The organism is Anabaena sp. 90 (assembly GCF_000312705.1).
GTDB lineage: Bacteria > Cyanobacteriota > Cyanobacteriia > Cyanobacteriales > Nostocaceae > Dolichospermum > Dolichospermum lemmermannii.
In genome coordinates this window covers 298,887-324,685 of record NC_019427.1, presented here as the reverse complement: position 1 = coordinate 324,685, position 25,799 = coordinate 298,887, and the positions used below count along the sequence as shown (strand labels likewise).

General features: G+C 38.4%; 24 protein-coding genes. 16 read left to right on the top strand and 8 right to left on the bottom strand.

Annotated elements, in window-relative coordinates:
* Nucleotides 1–109 precede the first annotated feature (109 nt).
* Together ANA_RS01445 and patX are read left to right on the top strand one after the other, a co-directional pair.
* Nucleotides 110–1,852: an FAD-dependent oxidoreductase gene (locus ANA_RS01445; RefSeq protein ID WP_015078263.1), complete on the top strand. Its 1,743-nt coding sequence runs from the start codon at nucleotides 110–112 to the stop codon at nucleotides 1,850–1,852.
* A 107-nt stretch (nucleotides 1,853–1,959) separates the two neighbouring features.
* Nucleotides 1,960–2,196, top strand: coding sequence for a heterocyst-inhibiting protein PatX (gene patX, locus ANA_RS01440; protein ID WP_015078262.1), 237 nt, complete (start codon nucleotides 1,960–1,962; stop codon nucleotides 2,194–2,196).
* Between the two features lie 516 nt (nucleotides 2,197–2,712).
* On the opposite strand, the gene ANA_RS01435 is transcribed toward patX, so the two are convergent.
* The gene (locus tag ANA_RS01435) at nucleotides 2,713–3,774 is read right to left on the bottom strand and encodes a class I SAM-dependent methyltransferase (RefSeq protein ID WP_015078261.1); all 1,062 of its coding nucleotides are present in this window, start codon (nucleotides 3,772–3,774) and stop codon (nucleotides 2,713–2,715) included.
* A 129-nt stretch (nucleotides 3,775–3,903) separates the two neighbouring features.
* On the opposite strand from ANA_RS01435, the gene ANA_RS01430 reads away from it, so the two are divergent.
* From ANA_RS01430 to hetR, 3 genes are all read left to right on the top strand, one after another.
* Nucleotides 3,904–5,148 (top strand): inorganic phosphate transporter, encoded by a 1,245-nt coding sequence (locus tag ANA_RS01430; RefSeq protein WP_041458185.1) that lies wholly within the window; start codon nucleotides 3,904–3,906, stop codon nucleotides 5,146–5,148.
* 375 nt (nucleotides 5,149–5,523) lie between these two features.
* Nucleotides 5,524–7,779: an EamA family transporter gene (locus tag ANA_RS01425; protein WP_015078259.1), complete on the top strand. Its 2,256-nt coding sequence runs from the start codon at nucleotides 5,524–5,526 to the stop codon at nucleotides 7,777–7,779.
* Between the two features lie 673 nt (nucleotides 7,780–8,452).
* Nucleotides 8,453–9,352 carry a heterocyst differentiation master regulator HetR gene (hetR, locus tag ANA_RS01420; RefSeq protein ID WP_015078258.1) on the top strand — a complete coding sequence of 300 codons (900 nt, stop codon included), beginning with the start codon at nucleotides 8,453–8,455 and terminating at the stop codon, nucleotides 9,350–9,352.
* Between the two features lie 96 nt (nucleotides 9,353–9,448).
* Here hetR and ANA_RS01415 read toward each other — a convergent pair whose 3' ends face one another.
* The gene (locus ANA_RS01415) at nucleotides 9,449–10,000 is read right to left on the bottom strand and encodes a hypothetical protein (RefSeq protein ID WP_015078257.1); all 552 of its coding nucleotides are present in this window, start codon (nucleotides 9,998–10,000) and stop codon (nucleotides 9,449–9,451) included.
* 264 nt (nucleotides 10,001–10,264) lie between these two features.
* Here ANA_RS01415 and rpsD point away from each other — a divergent pair, with 264 nt between their 5' ends.
* Nucleotides 10,265–10,873 carry a 30S ribosomal protein S4 gene (gene rpsD / locus ANA_RS01410; RefSeq protein ID WP_015078256.1) on the top strand — a complete coding sequence of 203 codons (609 nt, stop codon included), beginning with the start codon at nucleotides 10,265–10,267 and terminating at the stop codon, nucleotides 10,871–10,873.
* Nucleotides 10,874–10,940: 67 nt separating this feature from the next.
* Here the strand turns inward: rpsD and moaA are convergent, their stop codons facing one another.
* From moaA to ANA_RS01395, 3 genes are all read right to left on the bottom strand, one after another.
* Nucleotides 10,941–11,927, bottom strand: a complete 987-nt coding sequence (gene moaA, locus ANA_RS01405) for a GTP 3',8-cyclase MoaA (protein ID WP_041458184.1) — start codon at nucleotides 11,925–11,927, stop codon at nucleotides 10,941–10,943.
* Nucleotides 11,928–12,214: 287 nt separating this feature from the next.
* Nucleotides 12,215–12,511 (bottom strand): hypothetical protein, encoded by a 297-nt coding sequence (locus tag ANA_RS01400; protein WP_015078254.1) that lies wholly within the window; start codon nucleotides 12,509–12,511, stop codon nucleotides 12,215–12,217.
* Between the two features lie 223 nt (nucleotides 12,512–12,734).
* Nucleotides 12,735–14,153, bottom strand: a complete 1,419-nt coding sequence (locus tag ANA_RS01395; RefSeq protein ID WP_015078253.1) for a hypothetical protein — start codon at nucleotides 14,151–14,153, stop codon at nucleotides 12,735–12,737.
* A 435-nt stretch (nucleotides 14,154–14,588) separates the two neighbouring features.
* Between ANA_RS01395 and ANA_RS01390 the strand changes: the two genes are divergently transcribed.
* On the top strand, nucleotides 14,589–15,323 hold the full coding sequence (locus ANA_RS01390) for a peptidoglycan-binding protein (protein ID WP_015078252.1): 735 nt from the start codon (nucleotides 14,589–14,591) through the stop codon (nucleotides 15,321–15,323).
* A 71-nt stretch (nucleotides 15,324–15,394) separates the two neighbouring features.
* Here ANA_RS01390 and ANA_RS01385 read toward each other — a convergent pair whose 3' ends face one another.
* The gene (locus ANA_RS01385) at nucleotides 15,395–16,723 is read right to left on the bottom strand and encodes an S-layer homology domain-containing protein (RefSeq protein ID WP_015078251.1); all 1,329 of its coding nucleotides are present in this window, start codon (nucleotides 16,721–16,723) and stop codon (nucleotides 15,395–15,397) included.
* A 193-nt stretch (nucleotides 16,724–16,916) separates the two neighbouring features.
* Here ANA_RS01385 and ANA_RS01380 point away from each other — a divergent pair, with 193 nt between their 5' ends.
* Complete coding sequence (locus ANA_RS01380; protein ID WP_015078250.1) at nucleotides 16,917–19,331, top strand: AAA-like domain-containing protein; 2,415 nt, start codon at nucleotides 16,917–16,919, stop codon at nucleotides 19,329–19,331.
* A gap of 114 nt (nucleotides 19,332–19,445) precedes the next feature.
* Here ANA_RS01380 and ANA_RS01375 read toward each other — a convergent pair whose 3' ends face one another.
* Complete coding sequence (locus ANA_RS01375; RefSeq protein WP_015078249.1) at nucleotides 19,446–19,748, bottom strand: type II toxin-antitoxin system RelE/ParE family toxin; 303 nt, start codon at nucleotides 19,746–19,748, stop codon at nucleotides 19,446–19,448.
* Nucleotides 19,745–20,038: a hypothetical protein gene (locus ANA_RS01370; protein ID WP_015078248.1), complete on the bottom strand. Its 294-nt coding sequence runs from the start codon at nucleotides 20,036–20,038 to the stop codon at nucleotides 19,745–19,747. Before ANA_RS01370 ends, ANA_RS01375 begins: the two co-directional genes overlap by 4 nt.
* 139 nt (nucleotides 20,039–20,177) lie before the next feature.
* Here ANA_RS01370 and ANA_RS01365 point away from each other — a divergent pair, with 139 nt between their 5' ends.
* From ANA_RS01365 to ANA_RS01335, 8 genes are all read left to right on the top strand, one after another.
* Nucleotides 20,178–20,408, top strand: coding sequence for an addiction module protein (locus ANA_RS01365; RefSeq protein ID WP_015078247.1), 231 nt, complete (start codon nucleotides 20,178–20,180; stop codon nucleotides 20,406–20,408).
* A 212-nt stretch (nucleotides 20,409–20,620) separates the two neighbouring features.
* On the top strand, nucleotides 20,621–20,887 hold the full coding sequence (locus ANA_RS01360) for a hypothetical protein (protein WP_015078246.1): 267 nt from the start codon (nucleotides 20,621–20,623) through the stop codon (nucleotides 20,885–20,887).
* Complete coding sequence (locus tag ANA_RS01355; RefSeq protein WP_015078245.1) at nucleotides 20,884–21,201, top strand: type II toxin-antitoxin system RelE/ParE family toxin; 318 nt, start codon at nucleotides 20,884–20,886, stop codon at nucleotides 21,199–21,201. Before ANA_RS01360 ends, ANA_RS01355 begins: the two co-directional genes overlap by 4 nt.
* 317 nt (nucleotides 21,202–21,518) lie before the next feature.
* Nucleotides 21,519–23,339, top strand: a complete 1,821-nt coding sequence (locus ANA_RS23385; protein WP_015078244.1) for an AAA-like domain-containing protein — start codon at nucleotides 21,519–21,521, stop codon at nucleotides 23,337–23,339.
* A 636-nt stretch (nucleotides 23,340–23,975) separates the two neighbouring features.
* A complete protein-coding gene (locus tag ANA_RS01340; protein ID WP_015078242.1) occupies nucleotides 23,976–25,181 on the top strand; it encodes a histidine kinase in 1,206 nt (401 codons plus the stop codon).
* Nucleotides 25,182–25,192: 11 nt separating this feature from the next.
* Entirely contained in the window at nucleotides 25,193–25,336 is a 144-nt protein-coding gene (locus tag ANA_RS27255; RefSeq protein ID WP_235081922.1) for a hypothetical protein, read from the top strand.
* A gap of 32 nt (nucleotides 25,337–25,368) precedes the next feature.
* Nucleotides 25,369–25,530, top strand: a complete 162-nt coding sequence (locus ANA_RS25515) for an alpha/beta hydrolase (RefSeq protein WP_148279006.1) — start codon at nucleotides 25,369–25,371, stop codon at nucleotides 25,528–25,530.
* Between the two features lie 2 nt (nucleotides 25,531–25,532).
* Nucleotides 25,533–25,793 carry a chlororespiratory reduction protein 7 gene (locus ANA_RS01335; RefSeq protein WP_015078241.1) on the top strand — a complete coding sequence of 87 codons (261 nt, stop codon included), beginning with the start codon at nucleotides 25,533–25,535 and terminating at the stop codon, nucleotides 25,791–25,793.
* Nucleotides 25,794–25,799 lie beyond the last annotated feature (6 nt).

The following is a 25,799-nucleotide window of genomic DNA, read 5'->3' as shown; positions in this document are numbered from 1 at the left end:
AAATTCAATATTGAATAATATACACCAGCAAAGCAAGAATTAATACTGAATCACAACCGGATGATCTGTGATAAACGTCTCCTCATACCCAATAACCAATTGACTTAATATTATGAATCAAACCTATACAACAGATGTCCTAGTAGTTGGTGGAGGCACAGGTGGAACAGCGGCTGCTATCCAAGCAGCACGACGAGGTGTAAAAACAATCCTTGTGAGTGAATTTCCCTGGTTAGGAGGAATGCTAACCTCTGCCGGTGTATCTGCACCAGACGGAAACGAATTACAAGCATTGCAAACAGGTTTATGGGGAGCTTTTTTACAAGAATTGCAACGTAGACAACCAGGGGGATTAGATCATAGTTGGGTCAGCTTTTTCAGTTATGATCCGCGGATAGGTGCAGAAATATTTGCCGACTGGGTGCGAGAATTACCGAATCTTCAGTGGATTTCGGGACAAGTGCCATTAGCAGTGTTGCGAACCCAAGACTGTATCACAGGTGTCCGCTTTGCAGATTTCACCGTCAACGCCAAAATTATCCTTGACGGCACAGAATTAGGAGACTTATTAGCATTAGGAGAAATACCTTACCGTTGGGGTTGGGAATTACAGTCAGAATGGAGAGAACCCAGCGCCCCAACAAATTTTAACTCCCTGACCCAAACTTATCCAGTCCAAGCACCAACCTGGGTAGTAGTCATGGAAGACTTTGGCGAAAATACCGCCCCAGCAATTCTTCCAGCCCCTAACTATGATCCATCTCAGTTTACAGGAGCTTGGGATAACTATAGTCCAGAAAAATTTTTGAACTATGGACGCTTACCAGCAGATCGATTTATGATTAACTGGCCTATTGCGGGCAACGATTACTGCCAAAATGCCAATCGGTTGCTAGACTCAGTGAAAAAGCGCGAATTTGTGCAAGAATGTTATTGGCACAGTCAGAATTTTGCCCATTTCATTCAAACCCAGTTTGGTAGGCGTTACGGATTAGCAGAAAACCTGTTTCCCCATCCTAACTCCGCCTTTGCCCTCCATCCCTATTATCGGGAAAGTCGCCGTCTAGTAGGCTTAACTACCGTTTGTGAACAGGATATTTTGCCTTTAGCCAACAGTAATACCGCATTACCATTTTCTGATGCTATCGCTGTTGGTAACTATGCCAACGATCACCATTATCCTGGTGTAGAGTTCTCACTGCAACCTAAATCTATCCGCTGGGGTGGAAGATGGACAGGAACACCCTTCACTATCCCCTATCGCGCCCTGGTTCCTGCTACTACAGATGGTTTGCTAGTTTGTGAAAAAAACATTTCCGTTTCCCACATCGCTAACGGCACTACTAGACTTCAACCAATAGTCATGGGAATTGGACAAGCAGCAGGTATGGCAGCTTCTCTTTGTATTGTGCTAGAATGTCAACCCAGGGATTTACCAGTGAAGAGTTTGCAGGCTGCATTATTGACAGACGACGATGCACCTAGCCCAATTGTTCCCTTGTTTAACTTATTAACTAATCATCCCGATTGGTTGTACTGGCAAACTTATTATTTAGACCACCCAGAAGCTTATCCTGCCGATGGTAACTGTCCTTGTATTTTAGTCGATGAAGATAATAAATTAGATCTCGACTGCTTTACAGGCAGATTCCGACGACTGGGTGAGCAAAATTACCAATTTAATATTACAAATGACACCAATTTAACTACAACAAATTGGCAGCTTGTGACGTTGAAATCTGATATAGACCAACAACTGCAAGCTTTGACCCCAGAAAAAATACTCAAGATTTGGGGGCGACCAAATTTCTCTGGAAATTGGTTACTTGTTGAGCATCTTGAAGAAGTATAAAATGAACATTTATTCAGTAAACTACAATACTTTTTCCCGAATTTTCCGGACAGACATATAAAAGTTAAGTATTAGTGAAGTAGAGAGTTCTAAAATAGACATCTACTATGCGTGCTGCCATTTCACTTTTAGTATCGAGTCTGGTCCTTGGCTCCTTAGCTTTTAACTGCGAAGCAGTACAGACTCGTTTTTCCGCTCTGTCAATGGCTAAGTCCGATTACCAGCTTTCACCTTTGGTGTTAAACCAGAGTTTCAACCTGGCTGATAACTCCAAACCTAGCCCCAACCAACCCGAAAAGCCCAATCCTCACCGAGGTAGTGGTCGTAGAGGATTAGATGGATAAGTTGGCAATTTCAGTTCTGTTATGGAAGCGTCAAAGCGTAAAACCTGCCAACCCAGAAATGATATTACCGGATTATTGGATCTTTTAAATCCTGCATACCACTTCTTGAATCGAAACGATATAGACAGTTACAGCACTACACTTGTTTGATTCTATCGTTTGTAAATTTCCCTTTCACTGACACCAGATATAGATAGTTACAAGCACTATATCTTTGATCAGTCCCACGGCTACTGCGTCGTCACGCAAGCTATCAGTATTGCAATTTCTCTGCTAAAAACATAGACAGTTACAGCACTTCATCTCTCGAAAATTGTTCAATATTTCATCAAAACATCCGGTAATTACTCAAACCTTGGCGTGTATTGGTGACCAATTCACTAATACACGTACCAATCTCACCTGTGGTAATCGCGCCCGGTACACATTGGGCGTTAGTAGGTGGGAACAATTACCGGAAGTGAGGAAAAAGAAAACTTTTCTTAGTTATCAACCTTCATTGTGAATACTGAATTTCTAGTGACTTGGTTTGTGAGCAATCCAATATTTACTGACGAAGTGAACTTGGGTTTCTATTTGCTCAAATCCAGCTTTTTCTAACCGCTCTACCAGGTTATCTGTAACGTAATGATTGTAATAAGGTTCATGAAAAGTCTCTGAGAAGTTTTTGACAACTAATTCCATCTCCGGTAGATCATTTTCTTGAATGGAATCACAGATGATAAAAACGCCTCCTGGTTTTGTGACCCGAAAACACTCTTCAATTACAGTTTGACGAACTGCCGCTGGTAACTCATGAAACAGAAAAACACAAGTTGTGCCATGAAAATAATTATCTCGATAAGGCAACTCTTCGACATTTCCTTGCACGAGTTGCGGTAATTCTCCAGGAATTTGGGATAATAGTTCGTTGGCTTTCCGCAAATAGGCTGAGGATAAATCTATACCAAATAAAGATACGTCGGGTAAAGCTGCTCTGATTAACTTCAGTGTTCGTCCAGTACCACAAGCAATATCTATGACTCGGAGTTGTTCTTGGGGAATATGGTCAAATGCTGTTAGTTGGGATTTGAGAGGACAGAGGATGCGTCTTCTCATGGCATCAGTTGAGCCACCAAACAGAATTTCCACCTGTAAGTCATATAAATTGGCGGACAGTTCACTCAAATAGCCATCTGTTTGGTAATGGAAGTTCTGTAAATAGTAGCTGGGATAGTTGTCTGTGGCTATTTCTTGAGAAAATTCTTGATATTTTCGGTTTTTAATGCGTTCCCAGATGTTTGGTAAGTCTAAGCATATTAATGGATAGTAACGGAAGAAATCGTCCCAAGAATTATCAAATAATAAATTTTGTGGATACACACCTGCTTGACTATCTTCCCAGTCTCTTGCCAATAACTGGTTCATATTGTCTTGAAGTTGTGTGAGCAATTTCGGGGATAAAGGACTGATATTGGGCTGAAGTGATGGATAAATTAGGTTTTTGATCTGTGAACTTACGGTTTTGTGAGCAAAAGCAAAGTAATTCTTCCCTGATTGCAGAGCTTGGTAGCTTAATTTTGTGAAAATATCAAACATAGATAAAATTAAGTTTTGTTGAGTGTGTCGAGTTTTATAGCTCGTCCAGATTTTTATAGCCAAAAAAATGGAAAATGTAAATCATTCATCACAATTTTTACCTGTTAACAGGTGTGAATGGTTTATTTTATGGACATACAAACCACGACAGTCGCCCTCCTAGCCTTCTACGTCGCCTGGAATTTGGGTGCAAATGATGTTGCTAATGCGATGGGAACTTCTGTGGGTTCTGGGGCTATTACGCTCAAACAGGCAATCATTATTGCTGGGGTGTTAGAGTTTCTGGGTGCTGTCTTGTTTGGACAAGAGGTAACATCTACCCTTGGCACGAAAATCGCTAATCCAGCCTTATTTGTGACGACACCACAAACTTTAGTGATGGGAATGATAGCGGTACTGCTAACGGCTGGGATCTGGCTACAAATTGCTACAGCTAGGGGTTTACCTGTGTCTTCGTCTCATGCCATTGTGGGAGCGATCGCTGGCTTTAGTTGGGTAGCTTTAGGAATAGAAGCAATAGATTGGTCATCCATTGGTTTAATTACCATTGGCTGGATTTTAACACCAATAATTAGTGGCGCGATCGCCGCTGGGTTTTATAGTCTGATTCAACATTGGATTTTTAACCAACCCCAGCCCCTATCCCAGTTACAGGAATGGATTCCCTGGTTAAGTACATTGCTATTGAGTGTATTTGGAATTATCGTTCTTCCGACAATCACTCAACCTCTGAGCCAGTTCTTACTCACAGAGGGAAAATTTAATATTCCTGCTCACGACATTACCCTATTTACAGGGGGAATCGCCGTATTGTCCCTGACTTTGATCAGTTGGCGACAATTGGCAAATAGTCAAATTGACAATAAAATTCAAGGTTTATTTGCGAAATTTCAAGTTTTGAGTGCTTGTTTCGTGGCCTTTGCTCATGGTTCTAATGATGTTGGTAATGCGATCGCCCCCCTAGCAGTAATTTCCTACATTAATCAACAAGGTAAAGTCCCCAGTGATCAACTCACCATTCCCCTCTGGATTCTAGTTCTCGGTGCGATGGGGATTGTCGCAGGTTTAGCAGTTTGGGGTAAAAAAGTTATCGCTACCATCGGCGAAAATATTATTTCCTTAGAACCTAGTAACGGATTTTGTGCCGAACTGGCCACAGCCATCACCATCTTAATAGCTTCCCGCTTAGGTTTACCCGTTTCCACCTCCCACGCCCTTGTCGGTGGAGTTGTGGGTATTGGACTGGTACAGAACATTAAATCAATAAAATTTGCTACTATCCAAAATATCGCTGCGGCCTGGTTAATTACAGTCCCCATCAGTGCCGCCCTGAGTGCCACTATTTTTACCCTCATGGCAATTTTCTGGCAGTGAACTACCTACACTTCCCTTGCGGGTAAGTATAGGCTTCCTACCCAGTTAACAGCTTTTTGCTCTTCGAGAACAACAAGACTTATGTTAAGGCCATAGGCTGACCCCTCGTTCCAAAGGCAAAATCAATGGCAACTATCAATCAATAGGTATTCCGCACTGATTTGATGCTTGTAGTTAGGTATTCATTTGTAAGACTTTCATCACTATCATTCCTGAAAAAAATGATAGATAATAATCTTGTAATAAGTTAATTAAATTTATAAGTTCAGTGAAATTGTTCAGTTTCCTGTCTTTTCTCAAGGAAACTTAATACAGATGTTGGTCTGGTATCCGGGGCAGCAACTTAATCATCAAGGTGTTAGAGGCTAGAAACTGATGGGGCGATTTGAGAAGCGACCAGAAAACCCACGCATTAGAGGTGAGCTATCCAGAGCCGCAGAAAATGCCCTATGGGATGTAGTTGAGGATTTAGAAAATCTTCAACAAAATCTATTGAGGTCGTTACAGGAAGACGTAAAACGCTTAGAAATTGAAAAAACCAGACTATCTACCGATATTCAAAAGTTAATTGAGGAAAAAGAACAGTTACAACAATCACGGCAAATTACGGAACAGCAAGTATTAATCCGTCAATTAGCAGAAGTTTTAGCCAAACACATATCTTCCCAATTACAATCCTCACTAAAAACTTTAGCTACTCAAGCCGTAGAATATAATCCCTCTGATCTAGTCACGTTGCAAAATGCTCAAATAAATAATAATACAGTTAATGAAATCGGACAGAATGTCACTAATATGCTAGACAGTCTGGATGATAACGTCACTATTGCCTTTAATTCCCTATTACAAGAACTCAAAAACTATCAAGGTGATCTTTCCCAACAGTTGTCACGGATGTATAGCCAACAACAGCAAGGGGAAGCAATATTAGCAGAATTTGTAAATCGTCTCCGCAGTGAAGTAGAAAAAAATCGAGATGCAAACTCTCTCAAGGTAATAACAGGGGGCCCACCCACAGTTTTACAACTAGCTGATAGTCTGCGTGGTGAAGCCATAACTCATCAAAATGGAAATGGGGAAAAATCCTCACAAAAAATCATTGTCGAACCAGTTACTTTAATTCCTCACCAATCCCCACAGGGTGATTCTACATCAGCAGCCAATGCGGTTATATTATCTTCACCAACAGAGAAAAGCCCCGAACCCAGTTCTTTCGTAAATCCAGATTTACCAGCAATACCAGAAAATCAAAGCCCTGAACTCAGTTCTTTCGTAAATCCAGATTTACCAGCAATACCGGAAAATCAAAGCCCTGAACTCAGTTCTTTCGTAAATCCAGATACATCACTGGAAGACAAAAACTCTGAACTTAGTGCTGTTTTGACTTCTAAAGTATTAACAGCACCAACATTAGGAGAGACAAAACCTGAACCAGTTTCTGTTTTAACTCCTAATTTATCAACAGGACGACCGCCAACACCAAAATTAAGGCGCGAAACAACATCTAAACAAAAAACAACGCCTAAACAACCAGCAACTCCTCAGCAACCAGCAACTCCTAGACAACCAGAAACTCCTAGACAACAAAGATCCCGCACCTCTCCCAACTGGTCACAGTTGCAAATAGGTTTCCTCTTGATCTGTTTGTCTACAGTGGTTTCGTCTCTTTATAATGTAGCAATTAAAGCAATTTTCTTTACAGCTTCTAACCCCTTGGGCGGATTGCCAACCCAACAGTTAATCTTTCCCACATTGGGGAATATTTTCTTAATTTTGATGCTACGTTTATTAGTGGTTGTACCATTAATGTTACTTTTATCGCCGATATTACATCCTCCTATTTGGCAAGAGCTAGAAAATTTATTTGCTTCATTACGGGCAAATGCAACCCCTGTTCAGAACAAAACTAAACAGTCCTTGTTTTTGTCAGTAATTAGCGGTTGTTTATTATTTTTATCCCAGGTATTTATTTACATTGCTATCGGTGAAGTCACAACAGGAATAGCGATCGCCCTCTTCTTTATCTATCCAGTTATGAGTGTCTTCCTATCCTGGGTTCTATTTCAGGAACGTCCCAGTTTAATGGTAACAGGGGCAATGGCAGCAATTTTTTGTGGTGAATTATTAGTTTTAGGCAGTCAGTCTGTAGGGGTGAATAATACCTCACTAGGAAGCACCACGGCCATTCTGTCCGGGATAGCATTTGCAATTTATGTTATTCTGACGAGAATATGCGCTACTAAACTCAAACTACATCCAGTATCTTTGACTTCAATTAACTTCACTACCATGTTGTTATTAAGTTTTATTTGCTTAATCATCCCTTTACCCAGTAATTTAGGTTTAGCAATTAGCTCATCGAATATCCTGGAATTGGTGTTAAGTGCTTTTATATTAGGTGTCTTGACTTTGTGCGGTTACTTATTCAATAATTTTGGCATTCGTAACCTAGGCACTCCTGTATCCTCTTTAATTGGAGCTACAGTCCCAATTTTAACCGTAATTTTTGCTGGGGTAATGCTACAAGAATCCCTAAATATTGCCCAAGTGATCGGAGTTATCTTGGTTACGGTAGGTGCAGCAAGTATTAGCTTGAAAAAAACACCTAATCAGCTACAACCTAGTGAATGAGTGGGGGAGGTAGGGGGAGTGGGGGAGGTAGGGGAGTGGGGGAGGTAGGGGAGTGGGGGAGGTAGGGGAGTGGGGGAGGTAGGGGAGTGGGGGAGGTAGGGGAGTGGGGGAGGTAGGGGGAGTCGTGACTTTCAGTTGTCTGGATTTTTATCAGTAAAATTTTTTTAACTTACCTTTGGGGGTTAAAGTCCCCTGCTTCTACAAGCAGCGGGTTTTGCGTCGGGGTAAAATCCCCGTTGCAAAACGTAATTCTAAATTCTAAATTCTAAATTCTGCATTCTTTTAACCAGCCATAAGTGGTATTAAAACTTCTCCGCAATAAATTTCCAGAAAAATTCTTAGAAAAATATCTAGATATTTCAGAAATAGGCAGTTATAATGGTTTGATAGATACAAAATGCAAATCATCTGCCGTTCCTCCTGCTTACTCTATACCCCTGTATCCCAACACCCTGAGTATCTAAAGTCTTCGAGTCATACCAGGGGAGGGGGTTAGTTAGTCTGACGAGAGAAACTACCAATTTACACCCCCAACATTTATCACCTAAAAATTCCCGAGTCAAACAGTAATTTTAGGTTTAGATTAAAAATATTTGTATCCAACTGGGTGTATAATTCGTAGTTTGATTTGAATATCACACCTGTAAACAAGCCATTTATCCGTCTGTAGAATATGACCAACGACATCGATCTGATCAAGCGTCTTGGACCTAGTGCGATGGATCAGATCATGCTTTATCTTGCCTTCAGTGCCATGCGGACAAGTGGCCACAGGCATGGAGCATTTCTAGATGCAGCCGCAACAGCAGCCAAGTGTGCAATTTACATGACCTATCTAGAGCAGGGGCAAAACCTGAGAATGACTGGGCATTTGCACCACCTTGAGCCGAAACGAGTGAAAATCATTGTTGAAGAAGTAAGACTGGCTTTAACTGAAGGCAAACTTCTCAAAATGCTGGGTTCCCAAGAACCGCGCTATCTGATTCAACTTCCCTATGTCTGGATGGAAAAATATCCTTGGATACCGGGAAGATCCCGCGTCCCCGGTACGAATTTGACCGGTGAAGAGAAAAAACAAATTGAGCAAAAGCTGCCAGACAATCTTCCTGATGCCAAGTTAGTTACCTCATTTGAATTTATGGAGTTAATTGACTTTCTCCATAAGCGATCGCAGGAAGAATTACCTGCTAATCATCAGATGCCATTGAGTGAAGCATTAGCGGAACACATCAAGCGTCGGCTATTGTATTCAGGAACGGTAACACGCATTGATTGTCCCTGGGGAATGCCCTTTTATGCTCTCACTCGTCCGTTCTATGCTCCAGCCGATGATCAAGAGCGCACGTACACAATGGTAGAGGATACGGCTCGGTATTTCCGGATGATGAAATATTGGGCAGAGCGTAAACCAAACACGATGCGGGCTGTGGAAGAACTGGATATTCCGCCGGATTGGATTGAGCCAGCAATGGAGGAACTAGACGAAATCATTCGTTCTTGGGGAGATAAATATCACCAAGAAGGCGGAATACCGATGATCTTACAAATGGTTGTTGGTAATAAAGATGAATAGAAAACAAAATTTTTATGTTGGGTAGGGTGGCATACTTACCAGCCCTACCGTTATGAATCTATTTACTCATGGGAGTTGAGGGGCTAAAGCGAAAGTCTATTGCTGGGAGTTAGAACCCAATGGCTTTGTAGACACCGCGCCGAAACCGCTAGATCCTTCACTGGCATCAATACAAGTATTTAATGCTTGAGTAGGACTTAAATCAATTTCTCGACGTAAACCAACTACACAATCAGCAAAGGTTACTGGTAACAAACTGCGACCACAGGATGTTAAAGTAGCTGAATTTTCTGAACCCTGATAACTTTTACTAATGCTAACTACACAGGTTGCTAGATCCTGTGGAATACGAGCCTGACGACAGGAAGAAAGGGCATCCACAGGTGTGATTTGTGTAAGCTTATGAATTTTTGCTACACATGAGGATAACTCTCGTGGTTGGAGTGTAGCGGCACAACTTTGAGATGCCGGTTTAGCTGTGATACCCACGCTCAAAAGTTGAGCAGCACAAACCCGATAGTCATTTTCGTAGGAATCGGTAACAGCCATAGTAGGTAAACTACTGGCTAGTAATCCACCTATAGTTATCAATGATGCTGTAAATCCTCTGAAGAAATAATTGGTTTGTTTGTTCCCAAAGTTACTCATTTTTTTTCGCTTTTTAAGATAACCGTTTTCGATTCCACCAAGGTTATGCTACCGTAGAACTTAGTCCCAATCTTCTACCATCCAGGAATGTCGGTGCTTTTCCCCAGAAATCCACCGAAAATTGGTGAATTCAACGGATTGATTTCTTGTGAATATTAGCGGTAAATAAAAGGCAATTTAGCTATAAAATGTCTATGCTTTTGGGAACTATGCCATAATGGTAGGTCTGAATAAAATTTTAGAAGGATTAAATTAAGGAAACTCATGTCCCGATATAGAGGACCCCGCCTCAGAATTGTCCGTCGTTTAGGCGAATTACCAGGCTTAACTCGGAAGAGTGCTAGACGTGCTTATCCCCCCGGACAACATGGTCAAAACCGTAAGAAGCGCTCTGAGTATGCTATCCGTTTAGAGGAAAAGCAAAAGCTCCGCATGAACTACGGTTTAACTGAAAAACAAATGCTCCGTTATGTTCGTAAAGCCAGACGAGTTGCTGGTTCTACTGGACAGGTGTTGCTGCAATTGTTAGAAATGCGCCTGGATAATACGGTTTTCCGCATGGGTATGGCTCCCACAATTCCAGCCGCCCGTCAATTGGTAAATCACGGTCATGTCACTGTTAATGGCAAACCAGTAGATATTGCCAGCTATCAGTGCCGTCCTGGTGAAGAAGTCGCTGTGAGAAACAGAGAAGCTTCTAAGAAGTTGGTGGAAGCTAACTTGCAATATCCCGGTTTAGCTAACCTTCCTAGTCATCTAGAGTTTGATAAAACTAAGTTGTCTGGTAAGGTCAATAGTGTGATTGAACGGGAATGGGTAGCTCTACAAGTTAATGAACTACTTGTGGTGGAATACTACTCACGTCAAGCGTAGTAGTCAGTAGTCAGTAGTCAGTGGTCAGTAGTTAGTGGTTATTAAACAACGAACAACTGACTAATGACTAACCGCCAATCTGCGACATGGTACGGGTGTACGTGCCGACAGTACCAGGGTCGCGTTGCTTAAAGTTTATTTCTGATTTGATATTTAATATTTGTCTGACTTGTGCTTGTAAATCGGTGGTGCTAATACCAGCACGTAAGGCGGTTTTTAAATCAATTTGACCTGTTTCGTTTAATAAGCAGGGACGTAGCCAACCATCGGCGCTCAGACGCATCCGGTTACAGCGATCGCAAAAACATTCTGACATTTGGCTAATAAATCCTATTGTGCCTTTAGCCCCAGGAATTTGAAATACATCAGCCGGTCCATTACCACGAACTTGGGATTCTGTCAAGCCCCAACGCCCACGGATGGATTGACGTAAATCGGCGGAAGATACCCAACCGCGATCGCTAAATAAGTCTCCGTTGCCAATGGGCATAAATTCAATAAATCGGACGTGCCATTGTTTATCAATGGTTAAAGCTGCTAAATCTAAAATTTCATGGTCATTAACGCCGGGAATGACGACTACATTTAATTTTAATGGGTCAAATCCCACATTATACGCGATTTGAATACCTTGCCATACTTGTTGCCAGCGTCCACGTCCATGATTACCGATAATTTCTGCAAATATATGTGGATCTAGAGAATCTAAGCTAATATTAATTCTTCGTAAACCTGCATTATAGAGATTTTGGGCAATAGGAGCGAGTAAAAACCCGTTTGTAGTCATTGATAAATCTTCGGTTTGGGGAAGATGAGCAATTTTGGCGACTAAATCAACTATATGGGGACGGAGTAAAGGTTCTCCACCGGTTAAGCGAAAGCGGGTAAATCCGACGGGGATAAATACTTCTTGAATGAGGGTAAGCAGTTCTTCATCAGTTAATAATTGCTGTTTGACAATATAGTCCAGTTCTGCGCCTTCTGGCATACAGTATTGACAACGAAAGTTGCAGCGATCAATTAAACTGATGCGGAGGTAGTCCACTTTGTTTATAGTTGCGCTGGTTGTCATATTAGGGAAGAGGTGACAGATTAAACCATTTTATTATAGAGCCTATGATTGCCGGAAGAGATACAAAACTCAAAATTTAAAAGGCAAATTGCACAAGCATTTTAGGAATTTGTTAGGATATCTTGAGAAATCTGAGGATTGTAAGCTTTACAGCACTTTGCGGTGTTATGAGGTACAAGAACCCCAAGCCCAACCCCCTCCAATATCAAAAGTTTATCCTTTTCTTCCCCCCGCAGCGGGGGGATTGAGGGGATACCCTAACTTTAACTTCAAAAAGATATAACTACGGTTTTTCCTTTGCGGGGTATCTCTATTCCATTTAGGTAAGTTTTTTTGGACTTATCTATGGTATTAATCTTCTGATTACTGCGTTTATCATCTACACCTTGAGTTTGTTTTTTGGCATTATTGATAATCTCAGCAATATCATTCATGTACGCATCTCGATCATCCTGTGATGATTGACAATAACCACCACATAAAGTTTCTGCTTGTGCGGGAATTATCTCTTCCAAAAATAATTTGATATCAATCTGATTAATATCCCCATCTATGATTTTATTCATGGTTTTAATAAATGATAACTATGTCTATAGGAATCCTATTTGATTTTTGAAATATACCTAGGGTGGAAAACACCAATCTAGACAGGTTTTAGTGGGCAATGCCCACCCTACACTTAATATTGTATGGCTACGCCACGCAAGCTATCAGAAATGCTTTGGGATGCCTATTGATTCCAGGTTGGCAAAAATTCTGATAATTTTCATCTATCTATTGGCTAATGTTTTATTGACGAATAGATAAACTGCTGGATGATTCCGTTCGCATTTTTCTAGTTTCTTCCAAAATTTTATCTATATCCTCTTGGGATAAACGTTGAATGTAGTTAATTTTAACTTCTTCTAAAAAGTCATTTAACAAACTTTGAATTTCTACCAGAACTTGTTTTTTCTGAATTTCTGAAGTGAATGAAGTTGTAAATTTTTCTATTAGCTGAGTGGAAAGTTTTGCCGCGACAGGATCTTTGATGGTACTAGCTAAAGCAGCATAGATATTATTAGTGATTTGGGTAGCTAGTTGTTCACTAATTTGTGTTTGGGCTTTACCTAATCCTGGTATGATGCGGATATTACTATAGCCTGGTAATTGCTGACAAGCGATTTCAATACTATGGCACAAAATGGCATTTACTTCTGGTTGGATTTTTGGTAATACTTGATTAACAAGAGTTTTAATTAACAATCCAGTAATTGCTTCGACTTCATTGATATTATTAATATCTATGTAAGAACGCACATTTTCTGATTCTAATAACCAACGAGTAATTTCACCTCGTTGAATTGAACCTTGAAATTGATTAATTACTTGAACTACAACAATTTCTGTAATTTCTTCGGCAAAATTGGCAAGAATACCTTGATGAATTTGCCGTCTAATTACATAAAAATCAACTAATTTGGCTTGATCTAGTCTTATGGTTACTGGGATGACTCGTAACCATTGCCAAATTGGTATTAGTAATAATAGATCATACCACCGCCAGAGAATTGCTTCTAACCAACTTAAATGACTATATCTACGTTTGATGAAGAAAGTACGTCCTAATAATTCTATAGCAAATAAAACGACAAATGGTAAATCAATTATCCAAAAATTATTCAAGAATTCCCCATTTTCACCAATTTTACGATAATAGTTTTTGGCAATTCCCGGACGAATTTTCTGGTTGAAAAAGTCTATTTCCTGATTCCAACCATGTTTAGATAAATACTCTTGACTCCAAAAAGTATTAAATGCACCTTTTGCAGATTCTTTACTGACGCGTTCCCGCATTCGGTTTTTGATTTTTTCTAGAGTTCCACTTTTCCCCGCACCGGCAAAAGGATTAGTTTCAATCATTTCTTTGCTGAGAAAACGAAGGTCTGCTAATTTGGCTTTGACTTGCGGTGAGATTAAGCCTGTTTGAGTTACCTGTACTTCCAATCTAGCTACTGCTTCTAAATATTTTTTTGTATCACGATGAGGTTCAATACCTTTAATTGAATCGTATAAGCGAGTTAGTTCAGGAAGTCTGCGGAAGTAAAAATCTCGCCAAGGTACGTAACTTAAATCAAAGAAAACTAATACTAAGTTAGCAGTGGCGGTAATTGCCATTACTCTTTCAAACCATAGGTTTTTTCGCTGGTAATTTTTTAATTTACTCATGGTTTCTTATATGTGGTAAATTGTGGGTTTATGAAATACAGTAGCATCAGTTTGAAACCCAGTTTTAGGTAGGTTGAGGAGTCACTAAATATTGCTAAAATTAAAGTATGTTGGTATAAACAAGTAGCAACACAGATTTTTCAGAATTGAGACTATTAGCAGATGTCGAGTAGTAATTTTTCTTATACCCATTAATAATCAATCAAAGTCAAATTAATCAGAATTAATCATTAATTATGAAGCCAGAGGTTAAAAGAATGCAGAATTTAGAATTTAGAATTTAGAATTACGTTTTGCAACGGGGATTTTACCCCGACGCAAAACCCGCTGCTTGTAGAAGCAGGGGACTTTAACCCCCAAAGGTAGGTTAAAAAAACTTCAAAATTACCTGTTAGTCTCTTAATATCAAGGATTTAATCCCAAGGAGTTTTTATGATGTGGTGTAGTTTCGACAAATCTAGAGTAACTATAGCTTTAACCTGTATGGTAGTAGCTAGTGTTGTAGCTTCAGACATAGCTTTTGCAGCCCGTCAGCGCAACTATACGCCGGACGAATTCCGATCTGTGTTACGGGGGTTGGGTTATAACGTTAAAGTTACCAAAGATCCTCTGACTGATGAGGAAACTAAAAAGGCTATCAATCAATTTCAAACAGGCTACAAGTTAAAGGTGGACGGGAAAGTAGGCCCCAAAACCCAAGATCAAGCCGCGAAGATCGTCGAAATTCTGCAAGCTAATTTGAATACTGTACTTAAACCAAAAACTCTACTTCCCCGTGATCAATTCTACAGTCCCCAGTTAGAAGAGTTGGTAAAGGAGTATCAGAAAAAACATCAACTCTCAGAAACTGGGATTGCTGATTTACGACTTCGCCAAAAACTAAATGAAGAAGTTAAGAACATCATTGATAAACCAACACCAACAGCTACACCAACGGCTAAACCAACGGCTAAACCAACGGCTAAACCAACGGCTAAACCAACGGCTAAACCAACGGCTAAACCAACGGCTAAACCAACGGCTAAACCAACAGCCACACCAACAGTTAAACCAACGGCTAAACCAACAGTTAAACCAACAGTTAAACCAACGGCTACACCTACAGTTAAACCAACGGCCACACCAACGACTAAACCAACAGCCACACCAACGACTAAACCCGAAAAGTAAAGTCAAGAATTAGCAAGTAAATATGACAGGCTATTCGGCCTGTCGAATGTTTATTTGATCTAAAATAAAATTCAACTTCTTAATTTTAAAGCTTCCGTTGCTGATATTCCCTCACCTTGAGTACCGAAATACCATAAAGCTGCACTAGCTTCAGCACGAGTTACAGGTTTTTTGGGTTGAAATAAGGTTGTATAGCCAAAAACTCGGCGAATATTTGATTGTTCAGCGTTCTGGAAATCAGCCAAAACTGCTTTTAATGCTTTCGGTTCAATACCACCTGCATCTTGAAAACCCCAAGTTTGTTTAACGGCTTCCAAACTGGCTGCGGGTAAGGCTTGGCGAGTATCTAAAGGAACTTTCCATAAAATTAATTGTTCTCGCGTCAAGGGTGCATCAGGACGAAATAAAACGGCTGTGGCATCTCCAGACAAAGCACTGGGAATTAAACCTGCTTCGGCTAATCCTTGAATGACTGGAAAATCGGGATCTTTGGTTAAGATGTCTCTAAAAGCTGGTTGAGTGCTGGAGGATGCTAACCGAATTTGTTTGGCTGGATTATTCGCATACATGGCATTATTAGCTGCAACTAACCAGCGGGCATATTCCCGACGGGTGATAATTTTATCAGGAAGAAATTCGGTTGTTTTCGGTTCAATGGATAAAATACCTAATGTAGCTAAATCTTGAATGTGCGATCGCCATTCGGGTGGTGCTTTCTGAATATCACTGAATTCCTGAGTTGTTAAGGTTTCCGGTTGGGTGGTTGGCTGTAGGGTTGGCTGAGTGACTACGTTGCTATTATTGCTATTAGGTAATACTGGACCGATAAATTCAGAATTATCTGATGGTATAACTGGGTTAGTTGATGTGTCCTTAGAATTAGATGAATATTCAATTACTAATTTAGTAGCAGTTTGCGGTTGATTGGGTTCAGCTTTGGTAACTGTTTGTGGTTTAATTGTGACATTGATGAGTAGATCATTGCGTTTGGCGGAAAAAGTCCCATCTACATCATCTTGAGGCTGTTGGACAATTTGCCAGTTTTTAGCCTGAAATTGCTGGCGGTAAAAGCTGGTGATTATATTACTAGGATCTCCACTTTGCCACCGAATTGATATTTTATTTTCCGAATTAGCTGGTGTAACTTCCTCTAGTTTGGCGTTGGGATAAATGGGTATATCTGCGGGAAAATCAGCCGGTAATTTAATTGTTGATGTGTTGGGGTTGGGTGTTACTTGCTGACTCTGAGGTTTGCCAAAAGGAACAGGATTATTTTGCAACTGAGGGTCAGCCGCTAATGATTGTTCTAGGTTTTTAGCAGATTGACTGTTAGCACAGGCTGTTAAGGATAGTAAAACAGCAAAACTCAGGAATACAGCGGGGTAGTTACGGGAAAACACAAAGAAATCACAAATTGATTTTCACCTTCTACACTAGCATTTTTGGGGCTTGGTAGTCAGCCAGGGAGTAAATTCCCTGTCTTACAGTTCAAGTCGGTTAAAACCGACTGTTTTTGGTTTCTTTTTCTCTCGCTGGAAGAAGGGATGCGTTTTTAGCCTAATATCTCTACTATTATCCATTGATTATAAAACCATGACTTTCCAAAATTATCAATATCAATTTGGTGGTAGTCTTCCTCCAAATGCACCCACCTACGTCACACGCAAAGCTGATGAGGATTTATATCAAGCCGTGAAAGCGGGAGAGTTTTGTTTTGTGTTGAACTCTCGACAAATGGGTAAATCAAGTTTGCGAGTTCGCACTATGCAAAGATTACAGCTTGAAGAAATTGCTTGTGTGGCTATTGATTTAACTGCTATTGGCACATCAGGGCTAAATTCTGAACAATGGTATAATGGCATTATTAATAATATTTCTGAAAGTTTAAAGTTAGAGAATAAATTTGATTTAGATGCTTTATGGGAAGAAAATAAACGACTTTCTAACGTGCAGGTTTTTGGTAAGTTTATTGATAAAGTCTTAAAATTAGTTTCTACACAAATAGTAATTTTTATTGATGAAATTGATAGTATTCTCAGTTTAGATTTTCCTGTTGATGATTTCTTTGCTTTAATTCGTGCCTTTTTTAATCAAAGAGTTGACAATTCTGAATATAACCGTATTACCTTTGTATTGTTGGGAGTTGCTACACCATCAGAATTAATTCAAGATAAAAAACGGACTCCTTTTAATATTGGTAAGGGAATTGAATTAACAGGTTTTGAATTTACAGAAGCCTTACCTTTAATAGATGGATTTTCTCACCAAACTAAAAATCCTGAAACTGTACTCAAAGTGATTTTAGATTGGACGGGAGGACAGCCATTTTTAACTCAGAAAGTTTGTAATTTTATTTGTGAATCTAAAGATGAAATTCCGACGGGAGAAGAAGCTAGTTTTGTGGAAAATTTAGTTAAAAATAGAGTAATTAAAAATTGGGAAGCTCAAGATGAACCCGAACATTTTAGAACCATTCGAGATAGAATATTAAAAAGAGATGAAAATAAGGCAGCGTATTTATTAGATTTATATCAACAAATTTGGCATTCACAAGGAATTGATACTGATAATAGTATTGAACAAAGTGATTTACAGTTAGCGGGAATTGTTGTTAAAAAGAATGGTAAATTAAAAGTTTATAATCAGATTTATCAGACGATTTTTGATGGTTTATGGATTGAAAAAACTTTAGCTAGTTTACGTCCTTATGCAGAGAATTTTCGACAGTGGTTGTTATCAGGTAAACAGGATAAATCTCGATTATTGCGAGGGGAAGCTTTAGCAGAAGCAGAAGTTTGGGTAAAGGATAAAAGTTTAGGTTTTGAAGATAAGGAATTTTTAGCAGCTAGTCGTACCCAGGAACAAGAAGAAAAAGCGATAAAAATTGAAGCTGAAGCTAAACAAGAAGCAGATAGACAGTTAGAGATAGTCAGGAAAGAAATTGCTAAAATCAGAGAGTTAGCAGCAGTTGCTTCTCAACTTCAACAAGATAATAAAGTAAATGAAGCTAATCAATTTTTAAATGTTGCTGGGTTAGTGTTACAAGAAAAAATTAAAAATCAAAACATGAAAAGTGCTGTGTTAAATGGTTGTATAGTTTTAGGGTATCAATACTTATTAGATAATTCACAAGATAAATTCTCAAGTCAAGAACAAAAATACAAAAAACTCAAAGAAGATTTTGATAAAAGTTTTGAAAAATTACCAAAAGAAAATAAACTTAATCACAATGAATCCAGCTATTTGGCTACTTTAATTTATATTTATTATATTAAAGGTAATCTAGAAGAAGATCAAAATAAATCCTCAGATTACTATAAAATAGCATTAGAAAAATATGAGATTTTAAAATACCATATAAGATTCGATATTGATTTGTTTAAATTAGACCTAAATATCCTCTACAATGTAAATGTTGATATAGTTGCTAATCTTTGTTTTAAACTAAAAGAATTAAATAACTCAAATACAGGTTATTATGAATTATTAAAGAAACATCTATTAAACGAACTAGATTACTTAATGCAGGAGAAAAGATGGCAAGAAGCAGATCAGAAAAATTGGCAATTTATTCTTGTTTTAGCTAAAAGAGAAAAAGAAGGTTATTTAGAATTAAACGATATTAAAAATTTTAACTGTAATGATTTAAAACAATTAGATTACCTCTGGGTAAAGAACTCTCAAGGGCATTTTGGTTATAGTGTTCAAAGAAGAATATATCTGGAAACACGCAATTCTTTAGATTATGATTGCGAGGAGGAAGAATTGAAATGGGATGAATTTATAATTGGCGAAACATGGCATAATTTTGCCGATAAATTAGGTTGGACAGACAAGACGCATTATAGAAAATATGAAGAATTAGGGTGGTTAGAAATGAAAGATTTAGATACATTTAGGCTATATGGTACGATACCGTGGTGGCATAGTGGTGGGGAATCTATGAATAGCTCAAATATCTTGAATGACTTTTATGTGACTTTTTTATTTTTTGTTGATTACTTGTAGCAGATAAGGCTTTCAGAGACTTTCAGATCATTGTTAAGATTTGTATAGCAGGTATTTACCGTCCAAGTCAGGTCTCAGTCAAAAGTGAAAAGATGATGGAGTTAGGTACGATTCCTATATATCATGCTCTGAAAATTGATTTTTTATGTCTCTAGATTGATGAAAAATTCTGACAATTTCTAAACTTGCAGAATCTTGAGTATAGAATATAATATATGGCTTAACAGGAAAACTACGAATTCCTGTTTGTAGTTCGTCTCTTTTCGTTCCCATATTAGGAAATTGAGCTAACATCGGAAATTTATCAAAAATTTGTGCGATTTTTTGGTCTGCTAATATTTCATTTTGTTGACCGAGATAAATCCAAATATCTTCTAAATCTTTTTCTGCTAGTTTTGAAATCCGAAAGTGATTCATTCAGATATTTCTCCTTGTAAACGTTCCCGACCTCGTTCTTTAATTGAAGTTATGAGAGTAGATAAATTATTTTCATCGTATTCTGTGTATTCACCGTTTTGGAGTTGTTGAATACCTGCGGCTATATCCTGTTTTAAGGATTCAATATTTTGTGTTTTCTGGTGTTCAGTTAGTCGAGAGTGTTGAATTTTTTCTACTAAGATTTGATATTCTTCTTGAGAAAGTGCAAGGATAATTTGAGAAAGAGAGTCAAGCAGTCGTGTATTAATTGTAGGAATGGGTTGGTTCATAAGGCAATAATGTTAAGAATTAGGTAGCTAGTAAAATTATAGCACAATTTCGTGCTAATATGACAACGGTATCCTAGTATGAAGTCGCGCTTTGGTCGTGGCATTAGATGACAGCTACCTTTTACTGGAATCAATCATTATGCTATCAGTCGAAGAATTAATTCAAGAAGCCTTATCTTTACCCAATGCTACCAGAGTATTTTTAGTAGAAAGACTCATGGAAAGTCTAGAATCTGATATTGATGAAAACACCCAAAATCTATGGAATATAGAAGCGAAAAAACGCCGGGATGAAATTCGTAATCATACCGTTGAGTTAATTCCTGGAGAATTAGCTTTAACTCAAGTCAGGCGAATTTTAGAAAAATGAAATATAACTTTCATCCTGCGGCTTTAACAGAATACTCAGAAGCCGTCAAATTTTATGCAGAAAATAACATTGAACTAGCACAAAATTTTATCAATGCTGCATAAGCGAATCTAACCGAAGATATCGTTTCTAGAGAATGTAGAGAGCTTGTTCAATTTCTCATGAATGATTTAGAATAGCTAATAGAAATGTAAATTTGGCGATTAACAGTAATGACTATCAAAGAATTGCTCTTACAAGAAATTGACAACACCCCCAATGAAATCCTAGAGGATTTATTTAGTTTTTTGCAATCACTGAAAACAGATTCAAAACATCCCTCAAGCATATATCAAGAACTCTTAGAGCGAATTGATTACCTTGAAGCAATAGTAGGTATTCGTAAAGGACTAGATGAGTTTGAGCAAGGTCAAGGAATTCCTGTCGAGGAGGCATTGGCAACCCTAAAAGACAAATTTAACATTCCTCCTCGCTCATGAATTATCAAGTTATTATTCAACCTACAGCCTTTCAAGAAATAGAAACTTCCTATCGTTGGATGTGCGATAATCTGAGTCCTGAAATGGCAAATAATTGGTACTATGAATTTCAAGATACTATCGCATCATTACAAAACTTTCCTAATCGCTGTAGCAAAGCACCAGAATCCAAAGTTATTGGTTGTGAGGTTCGGCAAATATGGATCGGAAAAAAAAGAAAATATCGAGTTTTGTTTGTAGTCATGGAAGATGTTGTCGCAATTCTTCATGTTCGCCACAGTCGCCAATCTTATCGAGGTGAGGAATCTGAGTGATTGTTGTCAACGATCACTTTTGGGGAATATGTGAGTAAACTTACGAAGTATCCCTTAGCAAGGATGTTTTAAAAGTTTTTAATGTGGAAACAGACCTCTCTCCAAACCTCTCCCCTACCAGGGGAGAGGCTTTAAAAACCCCATTCCCTTGTAGGGAAGGGGGGAAGGGGGGTTAGGTTTTTGGAAATTATGGGTTTCATATAATACTTTTCAAACAACCTCTTAGCAAGGATGGTAGATAAAATCTTGGGTTTTGTTTGTTTTATACCAAAAGTAAGATATAATTCATTACTGATAAACTAATTGTCTTTATTAGTATGGTTTTCAGCTTTCTTGGTAAATTATTCGGTAAAACCCCACAACCGAAACCCACAGAAATCACAGGTTTAATCAAAATCTCAGGATGTGAAAACCTCCAACGCAAGGGAGATATAATTTTTGTTCACGGTTTAGGTGGTCACGCAAGGTCAACTTGGCATCCTCAAGAATTAGCAAATGATGATAACTTCTGGTTAATGTGGTTAGCACAAGAACGACCAGATTTAGGAATTTGGTCTTTTGGTTATAATGCTGCACCCTTTGAATGGAAAGGTGCAACAATGCCACTTTTTGACCGTGCTAGTAATTTATTAGAATATTTAACAATTAATGATATTGGCAAATATCCAATTATATTTGTTACTCATAGTATGGGTGGTTTATTAGTCAAAGAAATGCTAAGAAATGCTCAAACTTTTAATAGACAATCAGTTATTGAACAAACTAAAGGTATTGTTTTTTTATCCACTCCTCATACTGGATCTCATTTAGCTAATTTAATTAATAATATTGGTACTCTTGCACGAACTACTGTTAGTGTTGATGAACTAAAATCCCATCTTCCTCAATTGCGTCAACTGAATGAATGGTATCGGCAAAATGTTGATGCAATGGCAATTACTACAAAAGTTTATTATGAAACAAAACCGACTAAAATAGTTTTAGTTGTAGACCCGGATAGTGCTAATCCAGGCATTAAAGATGTGCAACCTACCGCAACAGATGATGATCATATTTCTATCACTAAACCAAAATCACCGGATAATTTAGTTTATAAAGGTGTGAGTCGGTTTATTAAAGAACAGTTGTTAACTATTCCTAAACCACCAGAAAATAATCCAATAAATATTTCTTCTTTTTATATCCAACGTCCAGAAATTGAAAATAACTGTTATCAAAATATTGTACAACCAGGGGCATTAATCCGCATTAAATCTCCGCGCAAAATGGGTAAAACATATTTGATAAGTCGTATTTTCCATCATATTAAACAAAAAGGATATCGGACAGTTTCTATTAATTTATGGAGTCAGGAAAATCTGACTGACCTCAAAACTTTTTTACAGCGGTTTTGTGCAATTCTGAGTTTAGAGTTAGGAATAGAAGACCAAGTAGAGAAATCTTGGAGTAGTCGTCTTGGTAATCAAGATAACTGCACTAATTATTTAAAAAAATATATTTTACCAGCTATTGATAGTCCCTTAGTATTAGGTTTAGATAATATTGATGAAATTTTCCCTTATCCTGAAATTACTCAACAATTTTCTGCTTTATTAAGAGCTTGGCACGAAAAGGCAAAAACAGAAGAAATTTGGCAAAATTTACGGTTAGTAATTGCCCATTCTCAAGAAGTTGATACTTCTATAAATCTTAATCAATCTCCTTTTAATGTGGGTTTATCTGTGGAAATCGGGGAATTTAACACTACACAAATAAAGGAATTAGTTAAACAATACAGTTTAAGTTTTTCAGATACAGAAATAAACCAATTAAAAGAAATGATTGATGGTCATCCTTATTTATTAACAACTGCACTTGGTGAAATTGCTAAGGGTAATTTCACTTTATCAAAATTTCTGGAAATTGCCCCCACTAATCAAAGTCCTTATGGCAAGTTTTTAAATTTCTATCTTTCAGAATTAGAAAAAGATGACTTATTAAAAACAGCAATGCAGCAAGTAATTAATAGTGATATTCCTATTCAAATAGATTCTACGCAAGCTTTAAAATTACGCAGTTTGGGGTTAATCGAATTTAAAGGAAATGAAGTACAATGTCTTTGTGATTTATATCGGCTTTATTTTCAAGAACGTCTATAGCGGTTATCGGTTGGATGCAATACAACTGTAGGGTGCGTCAGATATCAATAATTTGTTTATTTGCAGGATTTATGCGGTCTGACGCACCCTACCAATGTGCCAGTTACGTAAATGATAATATAGTCTAAATTTATACTTTTTGTGGTTAATAAAATATTGCTTTGCAACGCCAAAAGCGGCGACTATAGGTTTTGAGGAATTGATAGAAAGTTTTCGCCAATGGTTTGAAGTGGTAAGCTGGGAATAAGGCAACTCTGCGGCTGTTTGTAAGAATTGATGGACGGCTTAGAGATGATTTAATGCTTTCACACTAGAGCATCTTCCCCGCGTGAGCGAGACGCTCACACTACAGTCCATCATTTTTATCTTGACAAACTACTAGGGCTATTTTTTGGGTTCTGTAAATAATTGCTAAAGGAGGTGACGATAGGTTCAACAATTCCTGACTAGAAGCCTAGTAGCTGTAAAAGTAAGAGCAAATGGCAGCAAAATTCCGAAAAAATCCGTTTCCACCCAAAAACCTAGATCGAATTGGAGTAGGAAGAATCTAAAATAGATATTAAATTAGAAAAACAACGGCCATTAAGCAACGTTAGTCCATTTTACTCTATGTAAAGCGTCCCCAGGTTGTTACCAGTGCTGAAACAAGATGTCATGCAAGTTTCCCAGGATCAGCCTATTTATGCTGAAGCTCCTCTCCAGTTATTGCTATTTGTTGATGGACGGCCTCAGTCTCGTCAAGAAGTGCAGCAAATTCGGGTTTATTTAAAAGAATTAGAGGCTGGGTATAGTTTTGAACTACAAATTATTGATGTTGGACAACAACCCTATTTAGCGGAACATTTTAAGTTAGTAGCAACCCCTGCTCTAGTTAAGATTCATCCCGAACCTCAACAAACTATTGCTGGTACTAATATTATTCCCCAATTAAAAATTTGGTGGCCGCGTTGGCAACACGCTGTTGGCACTTTTTTGAAATTACAGGCAGATAAACAGGAATGTTTGGATGAAAAGAGTCAGGTGATTTCGCCTAAATCTACCATTCATTCTGTTGCTACTTCGGCCGAGGCAATTCAACTAGGGGATGAAATTTTTCGTCTGAAGCAGGAAAAGGAGAGACTGCAAGAACAGCTACTATTTAAAGACCGAGTAATTGCGATTTTAGCACATGATCTCCGTAATCCTCTCACGGCTGCGGCGATCGCTATTGAAACTCTTCAATCTAATTACAATCCAGATACAGGGGGATTTCAACGGCTGAAATCTGGTTTGGCTATACATTTATTAAAACAGGCTCGGACGCAAACCAAGATCATTGATCGGATGATTGCTGATTTGTTACAAGCTGGGCGGGGTGACGATACAGAATTGCCAATCGTACCACAAAAGTTACAATTAGGGGAAATTTGTTTACAGGTATTAGAGGAATTGAGCGATCGCTATATTGCTAAATCTCAAACGGTAGAAACAGATATTCCCCAAGATTTACCCTATGTATATGCTGATCCTGAACGCATTCGGCAAGTCCTGGTTAATCTTTTAGATAACGCCATCAAATATACACCTGCTGGTGGCATAATTACTGTAGCGGGACTCCATCGCACTAGCCAAAAAGTGCAATTTACGATTGGTGATACAGGCCCTGGTATTCCCGAAGAAAACCGCGATCGCATTTTTGAGAATCTTTTCCGTCTCCAACGTGATCAAAGTACAGATGGATATGGAATTGGTCTTTGTTTATGTCAACGCATTATCCGCGCCCATTACGGTCAAATTTGGGTAGATTCATCTCCCCACGGTGGTGCATGGTTTCATTTTACAATGCCAGTATATCCATCTTAGTCAGTTGTCAGTTGTCAGTTGTTCGTTGTTCGTTGTTCGTTGTCAGTTGTTCGTTGTCAGTTGTCCGTTGTCCGTTGTCCGTTGTTCGTTGTCAGTTGTCCGTTGTCCGTTGTCCGTTGTTCGTTGTCAGTAGGGGCGAAGCATTTGGAAGATAAATTATCGGTCATTGCCAAAAATAGTTCTCCAAATGCTTCGCCCGTACAGTTGTCAGTTGTCAGTTGTCAGTTGTCAGTTGTCAGTTGTCAGTGGTAAAACTATCACCAATTACCAATTACCAATTACCAATTACCAATTACCAATTACCAATTACCAATTACCAATTACCAATTACCAAATTACTAATTACTAAAAATGCCAAATCAATTAATGTATCAGCAGGACGATTTTGTTGTTTTGGAAACAAATCAACCAGAACAATTTCTGACAGTGGCGGAATTATTAATCAAGCTGGAAAAAACTTTATCACAAATTGCATTCGCGGATTTACCATTGGATGTGCAAAAATTTGAGTCTGTTAGCGAACAAGCACAATACTTGCTGGATACAAGTTGTAATTTAGATGTGGGGCCTGGAGAATATTTACAGTGGTATGCGGTGCGGTTGGAAAAATAAAATTAT